Below are 13,355 nucleotides of genomic sequence, written 5' to 3'. Positions count from 1 at the left end.
GCCGACCGCGCGTCTCCACATCGGCAGACGCTCCGCCTGCCGAACTCCCAGCGTCCGACGCCCGAATTTTCTTATGTGAATAGTATTTTCACATATGGATGATTTTTGCAAACGAAAATAGGGAACATGATCAGCGGCCATTCGGCGAAGTCCCCGCGAAAATGCGCTATAGCTTTCGCGTCAATTGGGATTGTTGAAAGGAGACGTGAGATGACGACAGTCAAATTGCTCGATGATGCGGAAGTCGATGCGATCCCGGCGGTCAAGGCCGTATTCGACGATATCCGTGCCGTCAGAAAATCCGATTTCGTCAATAATTTCTGGCGTGGTCTGGCCAACGATCCGGCGCTCTTGAAGCGCACCTGGGAAGGGCTGAAGGCGGTGATGATGGCCGACGGCGCGCTCGATCCGCTGGTCCGTGAGATGATCTACATCGCCGTATCAACGGCCAATGGCTGCACCTACTGCGTCCATTCCCACACCGCCGCTGCAAGGGCAAAAGGCATGACGGATGCGCAGCATGGCGAATTGCTGGCCGTCATCGGCCTTGCCGGACAGACGAACCATCTGGTGACGGCGATGCAGATCCCCGTCGACCCAGAATTCGACGTCAGCAGCCGCTGATATCGCAAAAAAGACCCGCCGGCGCGAACCGGCGGGTTCCTCAATACATCATGCGCTATTTCTTAGCGGTCCGACTTTTCCGTTGCCTGGGTCTCCGCAACGACAGCGGCGACATTGACACCGTTGTTAACGACCAGGAGGCGTTTGCGAACGAGAACACCCATCACTCGCGCGGCGGTCGAAAAGGTCATCGTGTCCAGAGGACCTTCGCCTTCCCAGGGCTTCGTCAGCCGCTCGGTGACGGCAGTGACGATATTGTTGGGTACGATATCGGTGCACTCACGCATGGCTTCGAAAACGACGCTGACGGGAACAACCTTCCCTTCGAACATCACGATCGGTTCGGTGACTTCTGTGTCCCATTCCTCGAAGGCATAAAGCGCTTCCCTGAAGAGCTGCTGCAAAGTAATGGGGGCATGACCCTCATGAAGGGGCGGCAAGGCATTGCTCATGTCTGTCTCCTTTCAAGTGGAAGTCCGGCGCATAATCTGAAAATGAATTCGGCCTCTGATGGAGAGGCCTACGCGCTGCTTCTGCATCTGGCGCGCCCCGAACGTATTTGATCGGACAAGCGGCGCGGCAAACCATTTATTCGCGACCGGCGCAACGCGGGACGAACACGAAATGTTCCCGCCGGTCAATTAACTTGATCAAGTCTATCGATTAATCTCGACTTGAAAAGCCTCTTTCGAAACTTTCTGTAATTCCCTATATTTTTGAATGGTTTCGCCATAGGCTAATATAGCAACTCATCTTTGGAAGGGGCACGAATCCCTTCCTCGGCAGTGAAAGGACAGCCATGAGCAACGATCATGGACACGATCACGACCACCATCAGGAGCCGGTCGACTGGCGCGAACATGGTATCAAGATCATCCCCGGCAATGCGCTCGATCCAAACACCGCACAGACACCGGGCATGAACCGGGCCACCGCCATCAATCATGCCCGCGCGGGTGCTGAGAAAATCTGGGCTGGAACGGTGACGATCCACGCCAACGCCAAGACCGGCGCCCATCATCACGGCGATCTCGAAAGCATCATCTATGTCGTTAAGGGCAAGGCGCGCATGCGCTGGGGCGAAAACCTGGAATTCGTCGCCGAAGCCGGCCCTGGCGACTTCATCTATGTGCCGCCCTTCGTGCCGCATCAGGAGATCAACGCCAGCCGCGACGAAACGTTGGAATGCGTGCTTGTCCGTTCCGGTCAGGAGCCCGTCGTCGTCAATCTCGACATCGAACCGGTGGAAAAGCCGGAAGAAGTGCTCTGGAAAGATCCGATCCACCGCTGATCTGCACAATTTCGATGCAGTTGGAATCTCTGATGCACAAAAATCTACTATATCTATAGAAAATTAGTTCTCGATCAGCGACGCGCCAAAAAGAGTTTTTCAGAAGTACGGCGCACAACAAATGATCCTGCTTCGCGTGGCCTACAACCGTCTGAGATGATCCATGCGTCAACGAGACGATGGCGTCTCAATCACATGGAACAGGATTTCCCATGACAAAAAAGTCTTCTGAAGGTCTCGCTGCGCTGCGCTTCTCGCGCCGGACCGGCCTTGCCGCTCTCTTCGCCTCCGCTGTCGCCGTCATCGGCTTGACGGCGGCCGCCCCCTCCTTTGCCGCCGACAAGACGATCAAGGTCGGCATCATGAGCGGCGAGGACGAAGACGTCTGGCGCGTGGTGGCCACGGAAGCCGCCAAGAAGGGCCTGAAAATCGAAGCCATCGTCTTCAACGACTATACCCAGCCGAACGAAGCGCTGGAGCGCGGCGAAGTAGACGCCAACGCCTTCCAGCACCAGCCCTATCTCGACAACCAGATCAAGCAGCACGGCTACCATATCGTCCGTGTCGGCTATACGGGCGTCTGGCCGATCGGGCTCTATACCAAGAAATACAAGGCGGTTGCCGATCTGCCGAAGGGCGCGGTCATCGGCGTTCCAAACGATCCGTCCAACGAAGGCCGCGCCCTGCGCGTGCTGCAGAATGAGGGCGTCATCAAGCTCAAGGACGGCACCGGCATTCTCGCCACAACCGCCGACATCGTCGAGAACCCGAAGAATGTGGAAATCAAGGAGCTCGATGCCGGCATCGTCGGCCGCTCGATCGACGATCTCGACGCCGCTGTCGTCAATACCGATTGGGCGCTGAAAAGCGGGCTTTCGCCGAAGGACCGCATTGCGCAGGAGCCGATCGACGGCAATCCCTACCGCAACTTCATCGCCGTCAAACAGGGCAGCGAAAACGAGGCCTGGGTGAAGGCGTTGGTCGCCTCCTATCAGAACGATACGGTCAAGGCCGAGTTCGACAAAGTCTACAAGGGCACGGGCCTCAGCGCCTACTAATTCCAATTCAGCGCCGGGGGCAGCGCTGAGCACCAAGGCGGCCGGGGTGTTTCTGCTCGGCCGCCTTCGGTGCTTTCCGATGGGATGCGACGAAGTTTAAGTTGATTATGGAATTCGCGGAGGGTGCATACCCCCTCTGTCACTTTCGTTACATCTCCCCCACAAGGGGAGAGATTGGTAACTCCTGGCATCCCTTCGCCTCAAACGGACACAGAACCTGCGGAATCCGAGGTTTGTTGTTTTGATGAGGACGAGCGACATTCTCCAAACGATCTCCCCCCTTGTGGGAGAGATGTCACGATAGTGATAGAGGGGGTGTCAGAGGCGCGGCACACGCAACGGCCACCTTTTCACAAAGAGAACCATCATGAATTCCTTCGTTTCCGCCACCGCCGTCAAAGGACATGCCCCGCCCGGCACGTCGCAGAACGACGAGATCGTCCGCCTCGTCGATGTTCGCCGGCGGTTTGGCACGAACCCGGCGCTCGACGGTATTTCGCTGACGGCCCGCCGTGGCGAAATCGTCGGCATCATCGGCCGCAGTGGCGCCGGCAAGTCGACGCTGATCCGTTGCCTGAACGGGCTGGAACGGACCGATAGCGGCGAAATCCATATCGAAGGACGTGATATTGCCGGCCTGTCGGAAAACGAGCTGCAGCCCCTACGCCGCTGCATCGGCATGATTTTCCAGCATTTCAATCTGCTTTCGGCCAAGACCGTCGAAGACAATGTCGCTCTTCCGTTGAAGATCGAAGGCGTGGCCAAGGCAGAGCGGCTGGCGCGAGCCCGCGAGCTACTCGAACTTGTCGGTCTTGCCGACAAGGCGAAAGCCTATCCTTCCGCTCTTTCAGGCGGTCAGAAGCAGCGTGTCGGCATCGCCCGGGCGCTTGCCGCCCGTCCCGCCCTTCTCCTTTCCGACGAAGCGACCTCAGCTCTCGATCCCGAAACGACCCGCTCGATCCTGGCGCTGCTGAAGGATATCAACCGCAAGCTCGGCCTGACGATCCTCCTCATTACCCATGAGATGGAAGTGGTGCGCTCGATCGCCGATCGGGTCGCCGTTATCGATGCGGGCCGCATCGTCGAGGAAGGTCCGGTCTGGCAGATCTTCGCCAATCCGCAGACCGATATCACCGCAAGCCTGCTCAGCACGATCCGCCCGCAACTTCCCGAACATATTGCCGGGCGCCTGTCGCAGACGTCGGGTATCGAGGCGATTCTGAGCGTCGATCTCGCCGGTCCGGCCGCGCAAGGCGCACTTTTCGCTGAGCTTTCGGCGGCTTTGCCGCATTCCTTCCGTCTGATGCATGGCGGCATCGATCATATTCAAAACCAGCCCGTCGCTCGCTTCTTCATCGCCGTCCCGACACGCGATGCAACGCTGCCGGCGCAGGTGACTGATTTTCTGACGGCCCGGTCTGCCCGGGTGGAGGCCTTAGGCTATGACAACTGACATCGTCCTCGGCCTGCTCTGGCGTTCCTTCTGGGAAACGATCTGGATGACAGGTGCATCCGGCCTGATCTCGCTCATCATCGGCCTGCCGCTCGGTCTTGCCCTGGTCGTCACCGGCCGCGACGGCATCGCCGAGCAACTCACCGTCAATCGCGTGCTCGCGGCGCTGGTGAACGGCTTCCGCGCCGTGCCTTTTATCATCCTGTTGATAGCATTGATCCCGCTGACGCGGTTGATCGTCGGCACTGCGCTCGGCACAACCGCAGCAATCGTGCCGCTCACCATCGCAGCGATCCCCTATTACGCCCGCATCGCCGAAGTTTCACTGCGCGAGGTCGATCGCGGCCTGATCGATGCCGTGCGCGCCATGGGCGGCAATCGCTGGACGATCATCCGCGAAGTGCTGGTGCCGGAAGCGCTGCCCGGCATCGTCGCCGGCTTTACCGTGACGCTGGTGACCCTGATCGGCGCCTCGGCTATGGCCGGCACCATCGGCGGCGGCGGCCTCGGCGATCTTGCGATCCGCTATGGCTACCAGCGCTTTGAGACCGACGTGATGATCGCCGTCGTCATCGTACTGATCATCCTCGTCTGCGGCATGCAATGGCTTGGCGACCGCCTCGTCGCAAAGCTCGATCATCGCTGATGCTCATCGGTCAAGTCCGATGACGGAATGCGGCTGCCGGATGGCTTGACGGCAGCCGCCCATCGCCTCGACCGAACAGCTTCTCGCGCAACGTTCCCTCGGCATAATCCGCCTTGAATAGCCCGCGCTCCTGCAACACGGGGACGACGAGATCGACGAAATCGCGCAGGCTTTCCGGCGCGACCGTCCGCGCCAGATTGAAGCCGTCAATGCCGCCCTCCTCCGCCCAGGCCTGAAAGCGATCGGCGATCTGCTCCGGCGAGCCGACCATCGGCTTCTGTCGGCTGCCGAGGACCATCTGGTCGATGATCTGCCGCAGCGTCATGGCCGGCTTGCCGCTGCTCTTGCCACTCACTGCCGCGAGAGCGGCCTGCTGCGCATTCGTCGTCGTCTGTTCGATCGGCTCGTCCAGGCCGAACTTCGAAAGATCGATGCCGATCGAGCTGGAATAATGCGCAAGTGACGCCTCGACGCTGGCATGGCGGCGATAATCCTCCAGCTTGTCCTCCCCCTCCTTCTCCGTCCGCCCAACGACGACGCTAACGAGATTGAGGATGCTGAGATCGTCGGCGCGTCGGCCGAAGTGGGCGGCTCGCTGCCGGAGCGCCTCCGTCATCGGCCTTGCGCCCTGCGGCGTCGGGCTGGCAATGAAGACGCATTCGGCATGCCGCGCGGCAAAATCCTGCCCACGAGCCGAAGCACCGGCTTGGAATAGCAACGGCGTGCGCTGGGGCGACGGTTCGCTCAAGTGAATGCCGTCCATCCGATAATGGCTGCCTTCATGTCGGACGGCGCGCAGCTTGGATGGATCGGCAAACAGACCGCCGATCTTGTCGCGCTTGACCGCGTCGTCGTCCCAGCTTCCCTCCCAGAGCTTGTATACGACCTCGAGATACTCTTCGGCGGCATCATAACGCGCATCGTGATCCGGCTGGCGCTCCATGCCCATGCTGCGGGCGGCGCTGTCGAGATAGCCGGTGACGATGTTCCAGCCGATGCGGCCCTTCGTCAGGTGATCCAGCGTCGACATTCGCCGGGCAAAGAGAAACGGCGCCTCGTAAGTCGTATTGACGGTGACGCCGAAGCCCAAATGTTTTGTCACATAGGCCATGGCCGACAATGGAATGATTGGGTCGTTGACCGGTATTTGCGCCGCTGTCCGGATCGAGGTCTCGGGGCCGTCCTTGTAGACATCGTAGACACCGACAATATCAGCCAGGAAAATGCCGTCGAGCTTGCCGCGCTCGGCCGTTCGCGCGAAATCCACCCAGTAATCGAGGTCGGTATAATTCAGCGAGGTGTCGCGCGGATGCGTCCAGAGGCCGTGATTGATATGCCCAACGCAGTTCATATCGAAGGCATAGATCTGGATCGGCTTCATTGCTTTGTCCTCGATATCTAAAGTATACGACCATTATCTCCATGATTTCTATATATTTACAATCGGCAAAGTGATGCGCCTACCGTCGCAATGGATGGGCATCCGTAGCGGGACGCAACGTCAGTTCCGGGTGACCGGCTTCGAGCGCATCCGCGACACCGTCTCGCGCTCCGCCCGCTTGCAACGCATCGGCGGCAAGCCGCGATCCATCAGCTCCATATCTTCCAGCACCATGTCGCCCATCTTCTTGAAGGCGCTATCCAGCGCACCGGCGCGGTGCGCCGAGCGGATGAAGCCTTTGAGGCTACGGACCGGATGATCCTTGCCAAGCGGTTCCTCAGGATAGACATCACTCGCCGCGACGATATGGCCAGAAGAGACGGCAGCCACCAGCGCTTCGAAATCCACGACATCGGCGCGGCTAAGCAGAATGAAGGCCGCCCCCTTGCGCATGCGTGCAAAAGCCTCAGCGCCAAGGAAACCTTTGTTTTCGCTAGTGACGGAGGCAACGACGAAAACGAAATCGCTGCCCGACAGCACCTCGTCAAGGCCGGCCGGCTGAACGCCATGTTCCCTGAGGATCGAAGGCGGCATCCAGGGGTCGAACACCCTGATATTCGCCCGAAAGCCCGACAGCACCCGGTTCAGTGCCTTGCCGAGATCACCGAAGCCGACGATACCGATATCGCTCCCCGAGATCAGCCGGGCCTTGGCATTGCCGTCACCGCCCCAAAGCTCCCTGCCCTTGCGAAAATCGAGATCGGCATCGACGATGCCGCGTGCCAGGCTCAGTGCAAACCCGAGCCCGATTTCAGCCACCGGCTCGGCGAAGACTTGTCCGGTGGTGACAACATGAATGCCGCGCTGGAACAGGACGTCATAGGGCATGTTGTTGATGAGATTGCTTTCGACATTCAGGATGCAGCGCAGGTGCGGCATGCGGTCGAGCGTCTCCTTCGAAAGCGGCGGCTGGCCGATGATGTAGAGCGCCTCGCCGAGCACATCGTCGCCAAGCCCGGCAATATTCTCCGGATCCGCCTCGACGATCCGGTATTTCGAGTGGAGGAGCGACAGCGCATCCTTGGTGAAGATGAGTTCAAGCGAGCGCGGCTCGGGCGCGCTGATGGCCAAAGGCCTGTTGTCGGTCGACATGAAAGTCTCTCCCTATTCCTGGGGACGATCCAATATTATTCGACCCGCCAAATCAATCAGACCTCTTCTTCTTCGCCCGGCATGCCCACAGAGAAGGCGCAGATGCGCGAGAGATAGGTCTGTGGTAGGCCGGTTTCGGCGCCCCAGGCATTGAATTGATCCTGGATCAGGCGCAGGTCCTTCTTGGTCGGCTTCGTCTCCGAGATCGGCAGGCCGGCAAGGCGCAGGCAGACGAGTACGTCATGGCTCATGACGAAACTATCGCGACCGATGGCACGCAGGAAATATTGGCCGCTCATGCCGCCAAGCCGGTTGGCGCGCTTGTCGAGGACGGCCAGCAGGCCGATATGATCCTCCACCGGCCAATCGGCGAAGAAGCGGCCAGCGCTGCCATGTTCATCGGCGAGCTGGCGAATGAACTGCGCGTTGTCCCGCACCGACATGATCTTGGCGCCATTGCGCACGATGCGCGTGTCGGAAGTCAGATCGTGCCAATAATCATCAGGTGCGAGGTTGAGGAAAGCCGGGTCGAAACCGGAAAAAGCAGCTTCGAAACCCGGCCATTTCGAATCGATGACATTGCGCACAAAACCGGCATAGAAGACGTAGCGCGTCATTTGTGACAGCAGCCGATCATCCGGTGTGGCGCGCAGCACAGCATGATCGGGCACCCTGGGCAGAAGCGCCTTCAGGCCTTCCGCCCCGCCTTTGCGCTTTTCCGCCCGCTCCAAAATCTCCTCGAAACTACCCATCGGCTCATCTCCTTCCGCTGCATCTCAAGTCTTTGATGATCTTGCGCCTCTCCGCAAGAGACCTCTTTTGCAGGCGCCGGAATCGAAAAGGCCGGAGCAATACCCCGGCCTTCCCCATTTCCTGTAGGAAAACAGCCCCTATTCCGCGGCTACTTCCGCCACCGACCGGCGGGCAATGGTCGCCTGTGTCAGCAGGAAGGCGGCGACCGCGCAGAGCGCAATGCCGGCGGCCATCGGCAGGGCGGTACCGTCGAAGAACAGGCTGGCAATGACCATGGCGACAGCGGCGGTGACGAATTGCAGCGTGCCCATCAGCGCCGAGGCCGTGCCGGCAATCTCGCCATGATCTTCCAGGGCCAGCACCGCCGTCGTCGGGATGACCAGGCCAAGGAAACCATAACCGGCGAACAGGAACACGACCATGATCGGCAACTGGCTGAAGCCAAGGCTCATCACCACCACCAGCGCCGCCATGGTAAAGGCGAAGGCGGTGACGGCGACGCGCATCACCCGCACCAGGCCGAAGCGCTCGCCGAGCCAGCCGGTCAGCTGCGACACTGCAAAGAAGGAAACGGCATTGATCGAGAAGGCGAAGCTGTATTGTGTCGGGGTCAGACCGTAGTGGTCGATCAATACGAAGGGCGAATTGGCAAGATAGACCAGGAAGCCCGAGATGCCGAGACCGCCGATGAAGGTCAGCGTCAGGAAATTGCGATCGCCGAGCAGCAGGCGATAAGCCGCCATCGCGCTGCGCAAGCCGCTTTGCGCGCGGTCCGCCTTCGTCCGGGTCTCCTCGAGCTGCGTCGACAGCAGGATCAGGCCGATCGCCGCCGCGATCGTTACCGCCCAGAACACACCCCGCCATCCATAGAAAGTTATGACGGCGCTGCCTGTGAGAGGCGCGAGAATCGGCGAAATGCTGAAGACGAGCATCAACAACGACATCAGCCGCGCCGCCTGAACACCGGTATGCATGTCGCGCACGACGGCGCGCGGCACGACCATGCCGGCCGCCCCGCCAATGCCCTGCAGGAAGCGGAAGGCGATCAGCGTCTCGATATTGCTTGCAGTCGCCGCACCGATGCTGGCCAACGCGAACAGGCCGATGCCGAGATAAAGCGGCGCCTTGCGTCCCCACATGTCCGAAAGCGGCCCATAGAGCAGTTGAAAGACAGCGAAAGGTATGAAGAAGAACAGCAGGCTCAACTGAACGACACCGTTCTCCGCCGCGAGATCCTTGCCGATCGAAGGCAAGGCAGGAAGATACATGTCGATCGCGAAGGGGCCGATGGCTGAAAGCAGGCCGAGGATGATTGCATAGCGAAGGAAAGACGTCGTCATGATGGTGAACTTTCAGAAAATCTTGGGTGCGAAAGCCGGATTGCCTTCACGCCGTATCTCCCGCGGGAGACGTTGAAAACAATATTCCGCATCAGGCAATCGAGGCCCGACAAGGGCTCAACTGCCTTCACTTCGAAGAACAAACCACCCGAAAATCGACGGAATGCCCGACGGATTCTTGGATTGAATTTTGGGAACGCCACACGGTCTTGGGAGGAAAGCGCGGGCCTCGATTACGCTTAACATTTACGTCCATCAATTTGGACACAGTTGTAAAAATAGACACTATTGTCCAAATCGTCAATGCGGATTATCTTCATCCCATGAAAAGCCGAAACGCCGCCTCGCAGGCAAAGACAATAAGACCCGCCCAATGCCTGAAGCGTGTTCCCATTCTTGACGCTGCGGCGGAAGTCTTCTGCCGCGAGGGATTTTCAGGCGCGAGCATTGACGAGATCGCCGAGGAAGCTTGCGTCTCCCGGCAGACCATCTACAATCACTACCGCGAAAAAGAGACGCTGTTCGTGGCCGTCGTCGCCGACGTGACTGCGCGCGCCAATACCGCCCTATTTGCTGCGCTGGCCGCCTTCCCCGACAAGCCGGAAAACCTTCGAGAGGAGCTGATCGCCTTCGCGGTCGATCTCAACCGCAACTGTCTTTATAATCAGGACGGAAAATTCCTGCGCAAGCTCGTCCAGTCCGAGGGTCCCCGCTATCCGCACCTTTTCGAAGCATGGCGCGAACACGGCCCCTGCAAGATCGGCACAGCACTGGGCGCCATCTTCGCGCGCCTCCACCACCAGGGCCTCCTCCATATCCCCGATTGCGACCTGGCCGCCCGCCAATTCACCGCGTTGATCAACGCCGACCTGCAGATGACCACGTTGTTTGGTGAAACACCGACGGAGGCTCAGATTCGGGGATCCGCGGAACAAGCGGTGGACTTGTTTTTGCGAGGGTACGGGGTTCTAGCAGAACCCGTTCGCTGATCCCGACACTCACGTCGCACCCGACGCGGCCTTGAATTTCGTCAGTACCTTTACATCTCTCAGCCGTGGCCCGAGGGGCGTGGGTTGGAGCTGGCGATGATGAGCAACAGACGTTGGAATTTCCCGGTGGTGGTGATCTGCACGCGTACGGGGAAAAGCTACACCATTGGCACGACGAAAGAGGCGTTGGACATGTTGCTAAATGCGTGGCCGGTCGCCGAAGGCAAGGCATTCATGATGGCCTTGCAAGTATGTGCGGATGTTGAAAGCGGAATCAGGCAGCCGCGCGAAGCGCGCAACAGCTTTCTCGCGGCAGCCAAGGAAGCGGGCGTACCGATCGAGACCACCACCATGGCAGGATAAGGTCGGCTGCGTCACCGAACCCTCCTTCTCACACCGCAACTTCATGCCCCGCCCTGAGAATGCCTGGAACGAAACCGCCGCTATACCGTTTTGAAACCCAAAACGGGGAGTCCGATGTTTCAAACCGCCTGGAGAAAGCCTGTCGTCGTGCGCCTGCCGAAAAATATCCGGGTCATCCAGACCGTGGCCGAGGCCACAGATTGCCTCACCGCGGATTGGCTGACGCGCCACGGAAACGCCTATGAGGTGGCCTTGCGCATCTGCATCGATTGTTTTGAAGGCTATTCAACCGCAAACGAAACCCGCGTGGCTTTCATCGCTGCCTGTCGCGAGGCAAATGCCCTGATAAGCGCCTGATGTAAGGCCGCGATGTCACGCCGGGTCGGGGCCAAGCCATCCCACCTGCCCGACATTGCTCCTCCCACCGCCGTCGCCCCTCATTGACGCACGCTCCGGGTAAGCTTCTCACCCTAGGCATGTAGGGGAGAAAAGCTTCAGCCAGCGCCAGGGAAAGCACCGACACATGAATGTCCCCTCACCAGACAGCCCGCAATTTGTGCAGTTTCTGGCCGTTATGGTCGAACAGATATTGGGGAATCCCCGAGGAGACGCATTTAATCTTGATACAGTAGCGCGTCTTTCCGCCGCAGTATCGTCTTCACAATACCTGTACTCCCGTATGATCGGCGCAAAACGCCTCAATTCAGCACTAGAATTGCTCGATTACGCTGTGTCCTGCGCCGTCGTTGAGGGGCTGACCTTGGAATTCGGGGTCTTCTCAGGCCGGTCGATCAACCGCATCGCGCAGGGCAGATCGGGACCCGTCTACGGGTTTGACAGCTTCGAGGGGCTTCCGGAAGACTGGCGCGAGGGCTATGACAAGGGCGCCTTTGGCCTCACGGGTCTTCCCGCAGTCGCATCCAACGTCGAACTGGTCGTCGGATGGTTCGACAGGACCCTGCCGCAATTCCTTGACGCCCATCCTGGCCCGGCGTCTCTCGTGCACGTCGATTGCGACCTCTATAGCTCGACACAAACGGTTTTGACGCAGCTGCGCGAACGCTTCGTGCCCGGGACGATCATCATCTTTGATGAATACTTCAACTATCCCGGCTGGGAGATGCACGAATTCAAGGCGTTCAAGGAGTTCGTGGAAAGTGTCGGCCTCCAATATGAGTACATCGCCCTGAACCCCAATCACCAGCAGGTCGTGGTCCGCGTCACAGGCGTACACAACCGCCGTCCTTCAGCCTAAGCCGGACCGGACGCCCCCGTCCGCTCAATGATTCGACCCTGGCATCATCTTGATCGCCCAGGGTGTGCGGCTGCACGCCTACAATCTTTCCGGAATAGCGCGCAAGTATTGCGCCGGATCTGTTGTTGGGAAGAGGCGAGGCTTAGCAGTCGTTAATTCAAAATTAAAAGCAAAAGAATAAAACCGTTCTTGGTCGCGAGAGTTCTGCTGAAGAACGCGATTCGCCCATGAGTAAACGACAGATCTGGGCGAACCGGAGTTGCAAGGCAAGACATTGGCGTCCATGGCGTAGGGATCAGGGCCATTGCATGGCTCTGGAAGCATGATGCCCTTCCAACGCGCCGGCTCGTCCGAGCCATGTTCCGTGTCAATTCATTCTCTTCCGACAGGTCGCCCGAATAGTCGATGCCGGTATTGGTGTCCGATCAAGCGGGTAACGCTGCCAGCAAACGCGCGTCTAACGACGCCGCAAATGGATTTTGCTGGTCTTCTCGCGCGGCCGACGGCTGAGGAGTGATATTCGCAGTCAGCTAACACTAGGGGCGCGCGTCCATGACTTCAGTTATTTCTTCTCTGAGCATCAATCAGATTAAGGCACTTGCCACCTCAACGATCAAACAGCTGACCACGGACGACGTGGCGGCACTGAGCACAGACCAGATCAAGGCGCTGAGCTCAACGCAGATTTCCGCTTTTGAAACGCAGGATATCTCCACCTTCACCTCCGAGCAGCTGGGTGCCGTGTCGGCGACCGCCATTCCCGGGTTGGGCCTGGACCAACTGGCAGTTCTGTCCACGGCTCAGTTGGGAGGCCTCTCCACCGATCAGGTCGCCAAACTCACCACAGCCGACGTTGCGGGCCTCTCCACCGACCAGGTCGTTGGATTGACGAGCACGCAGGTTGGCGCCCTGACCTCGACCCAGATCGGCGTGCTCTCCACCGACGACGTCGCCGCCCTCTCCACCGACCAGATCGGTGCGCTGAAGACCGGCCAGGTCGCCGCCCTGAAGTCCACGCAGATCGCAGCCCTCTCCACCGATCAGGTTGCC

General features: G+C 59.3%; 14 protein-coding genes and 1 pseudogene. 10 read left to right on the top strand and 5 right to left on the bottom strand.

From position 1 onward, the window contains the following. Nucleotides 1-210: 210 nt before the first annotated feature. Nucleotides 211-624 (top strand): carboxymuconolactone decarboxylase family protein, encoded by a 414-nt coding sequence (locus PY649_RS32405; RefSeq protein WP_285873020.1) that lies wholly within the window; start codon nucleotides 211-213, stop codon nucleotides 622-624. A 62-nt stretch (nucleotides 625-686) separates the two neighbouring features. Here the strand turns inward: PY649_RS32405 and PY649_RS32400 are convergent, their stop codons facing one another. Continuing rightward, a complete protein-coding gene (locus PY649_RS32400) occupies nucleotides 687-1,076 on the bottom strand; it encodes a BRA0787 family protein (protein WP_285873019.1) in 390 nt (129 codons plus the stop codon). Between the two features lie 347 nt (nucleotides 1,077-1,423). Between PY649_RS32400 and PY649_RS32395 the strand changes: the two genes are divergently transcribed. The 4 genes from PY649_RS32395 (at nucleotide 1,424) to PY649_RS32380 (ending at nucleotide 5,072) form a co-directional block, all read left to right on the top strand. Then, nucleotides 1,424-1,915, top strand: coding sequence for a cupin domain-containing protein (locus PY649_RS32395; protein ID WP_285873018.1), 492 nt, complete (start codon nucleotides 1,424-1,426; stop codon nucleotides 1,913-1,915). 212 nt (nucleotides 1,916-2,127) lie between these two features. Beyond that, the gene (locus PY649_RS32390; protein ID WP_285873017.1) at nucleotides 2,128-2,973 is read left to right on the top strand and encodes a MetQ/NlpA family ABC transporter substrate-binding protein; all 846 of its coding nucleotides are present in this window, start codon (nucleotides 2,128-2,130) and stop codon (nucleotides 2,971-2,973) included. Between the two features lie 367 nt (nucleotides 2,974-3,340). Beyond that, complete coding sequence (locus tag PY649_RS32385) at nucleotides 3,341-4,426, top strand: methionine ABC transporter ATP-binding protein (RefSeq protein ID WP_285873016.1); 1,086 nt, start codon at nucleotides 3,341-3,343, stop codon at nucleotides 4,424-4,426. Then, on the top strand, nucleotides 4,416-5,072 hold the full coding sequence (locus PY649_RS32380; protein WP_285873015.1) for a methionine ABC transporter permease: 657 nt from the start codon (nucleotides 4,416-4,418) through the stop codon (nucleotides 5,070-5,072). The genes PY649_RS32385 and PY649_RS32380 overlap by 11 nt, the downstream gene beginning before the upstream one ends. A 10-nt stretch (nucleotides 5,073-5,082) precedes the next feature. Here PY649_RS32380 and PY649_RS32375 read toward each other — a convergent pair whose 3' ends face one another. The 4 genes from PY649_RS32375 to PY649_RS32360 form a co-directional block, all read right to left on the bottom strand. Beyond that, nucleotides 5,083-6,453 (bottom strand): LLM class flavin-dependent oxidoreductase, encoded by a 1,371-nt coding sequence (locus tag PY649_RS32375; RefSeq protein WP_285873014.1) that lies wholly within the window; start codon nucleotides 6,451-6,453, stop codon nucleotides 5,083-5,085. 120 nt (nucleotides 6,454-6,573) lie between these two features. Further along, nucleotides 6,574-7,605 carry a hydroxyacid dehydrogenase gene (locus PY649_RS32370; protein WP_285873013.1) on the bottom strand — a complete coding sequence of 344 codons (1,032 nt, stop codon included), beginning with the start codon at nucleotides 7,603-7,605 and terminating at the stop codon, nucleotides 6,574-6,576. A 56-nt stretch (nucleotides 7,606-7,661) separates the two neighbouring features. Then, nucleotides 7,662-8,357 carry a DNA-3-methyladenine glycosylase I gene (locus PY649_RS32365; RefSeq protein ID WP_285873012.1) on the bottom strand — a complete coding sequence of 232 codons (696 nt, stop codon included), beginning with the start codon at nucleotides 8,355-8,357 and terminating at the stop codon, nucleotides 7,662-7,664. Between the two features lie 138 nt (nucleotides 8,358-8,495). Then, complete coding sequence (locus PY649_RS32360) at nucleotides 8,496-9,698, bottom strand: multidrug effflux MFS transporter (protein WP_285873011.1); 1,203 nt, start codon at nucleotides 9,696-9,698, stop codon at nucleotides 8,496-8,498. Between the two features lie 26 nt (nucleotides 9,699-9,724). Between PY649_RS32360 and PY649_RS32355 the strand changes: the two genes are divergently transcribed. The 5 genes and pseudogenes from PY649_RS32355 to PY649_RS32335 form a co-directional block, all read left to right on the top strand. Further along, nucleotides 9,725-10,687, top strand: coding sequence for a TetR/AcrR family transcriptional regulator (locus tag PY649_RS32355; protein ID WP_432761448.1), 963 nt, complete (start codon nucleotides 9,725-9,727; stop codon nucleotides 10,685-10,687). Nucleotides 10,688-10,783: 96 nt separating this feature from the next. Next, entirely contained in the window at nucleotides 10,784-11,050 is a 267-nt protein-coding gene (locus PY649_RS32350) for a DUF982 domain-containing protein (protein WP_285873010.1), read from the top strand. 114 nt (nucleotides 11,051-11,164) lie between these two features. After that, nucleotides 11,165-11,407 carry a DUF982 domain-containing protein gene (locus PY649_RS32345; RefSeq protein ID WP_285873009.1) on the top strand — a complete coding sequence of 81 codons (243 nt, stop codon included), beginning with the start codon at nucleotides 11,165-11,167 and terminating at the stop codon, nucleotides 11,405-11,407. 166 nt (nucleotides 11,408-11,573) lie between these two features. Beyond that, a complete protein-coding gene (locus PY649_RS32340; protein ID WP_285873008.1) occupies nucleotides 11,574-12,305 on the top strand; it encodes a TylF/MycF/NovP-related O-methyltransferase in 732 nt (243 codons plus the stop codon). A gap of 552 nt (nucleotides 12,306-12,857) precedes the next feature. Further along, a pseudogene (locus PY649_RS32335) lies at nucleotides 12,858-13,355 on the top strand (beta strand repeat-containing protein); the annotation flags it as partial.

The sequence above is a fragment of the Rhizobium mayense genome (assembly GCF_030272705.1).
Classification (GTDB): Bacteria; Pseudomonadota; Alphaproteobacteria; order Rhizobiales; family Rhizobiaceae; genus Rhizobium; species Rhizobium mayense.
The sequence above is the reverse complement of the archived record's forward strand: the minus strand, read 5'-3'. Positions and strand labels throughout refer to the sequence as shown.

Bases quoted from the DNA above. Each gene is read 5' to 3' on its own strand.
- PY649_RS32360 (WP_285873011.1), bottom strand. From the start codon at position 9,698: ATGACGACGTCTTTCCTTCGCTATGCAATCATCCTCGGCCTGCTTTCA.
- PY649_RS32405 (WP_285873020.1), top strand. From the start codon at position 211: ATGACGACAGTCAAATTGCTCGATGATGCGGAAGTCGATGCGATCCCG.
- PY649_RS32375 (WP_285873014.1), bottom strand. From the start codon at position 6,453: ATGAAGCCGATCCAGATCTATGCCTTCGATATGAACTGCGTTGGGCAT.
- PY649_RS32345 (WP_285873009.1), top strand. From the start codon at position 11,165: ATGTTTCAAACCGCCTGGAGAAAGCCTGTCGTCGTGCGCCTGCCGAAA.
- PY649_RS32370 (WP_285873013.1), bottom strand. From the start codon at position 7,605: ATGTCGACCGACAACAGGCCTTTGGCCATCAGCGCGCCCGAGCCGCGC.
- PY649_RS32380 (WP_285873015.1), top strand. From the start codon at position 4,416: ATGACAACTGACATCGTCCTCGGCCTGCTCTGGCGTTCCTTCTGGGAA.
- PY649_RS32385 (WP_285873016.1), top strand. From the start codon at position 3,341: ATGAATTCCTTCGTTTCCGCCACCGCCGTCAAAGGACATGCCCCGCCC.
- PY649_RS32350 (WP_285873010.1), top strand. From the start codon at position 10,784: ATGATGAGCAACAGACGTTGGAATTTCCCGGTGGTGGTGATCTGCACG.
- PY649_RS32390 (WP_285873017.1), top strand. From the start codon at position 2,128: ATGACAAAAAAGTCTTCTGAAGGTCTCGCTGCGCTGCGCTTCTCGCGC.
- PY649_RS32365 (WP_285873012.1), bottom strand. From the start codon at position 8,357: ATGGGTAGTTTCGAGGAGATTTTGGAGCGGGCGGAAAAGCGCAAAGGC.
- PY649_RS32400 (WP_285873019.1), bottom strand. From the start codon at position 1,076: ATGAGCAATGCCTTGCCGCCCCTTCATGAGGGTCATGCCCCCATTACT.
- PY649_RS32340 (WP_285873008.1), top strand. From the start codon at position 11,574: ATGAATGTCCCCTCACCAGACAGCCCGCAATTTGTGCAGTTTCTGGCC.
- PY649_RS32395 (WP_285873018.1), top strand. From the start codon at position 1,424: ATGAGCAACGATCATGGACACGATCACGACCACCATCAGGAGCCGGTC.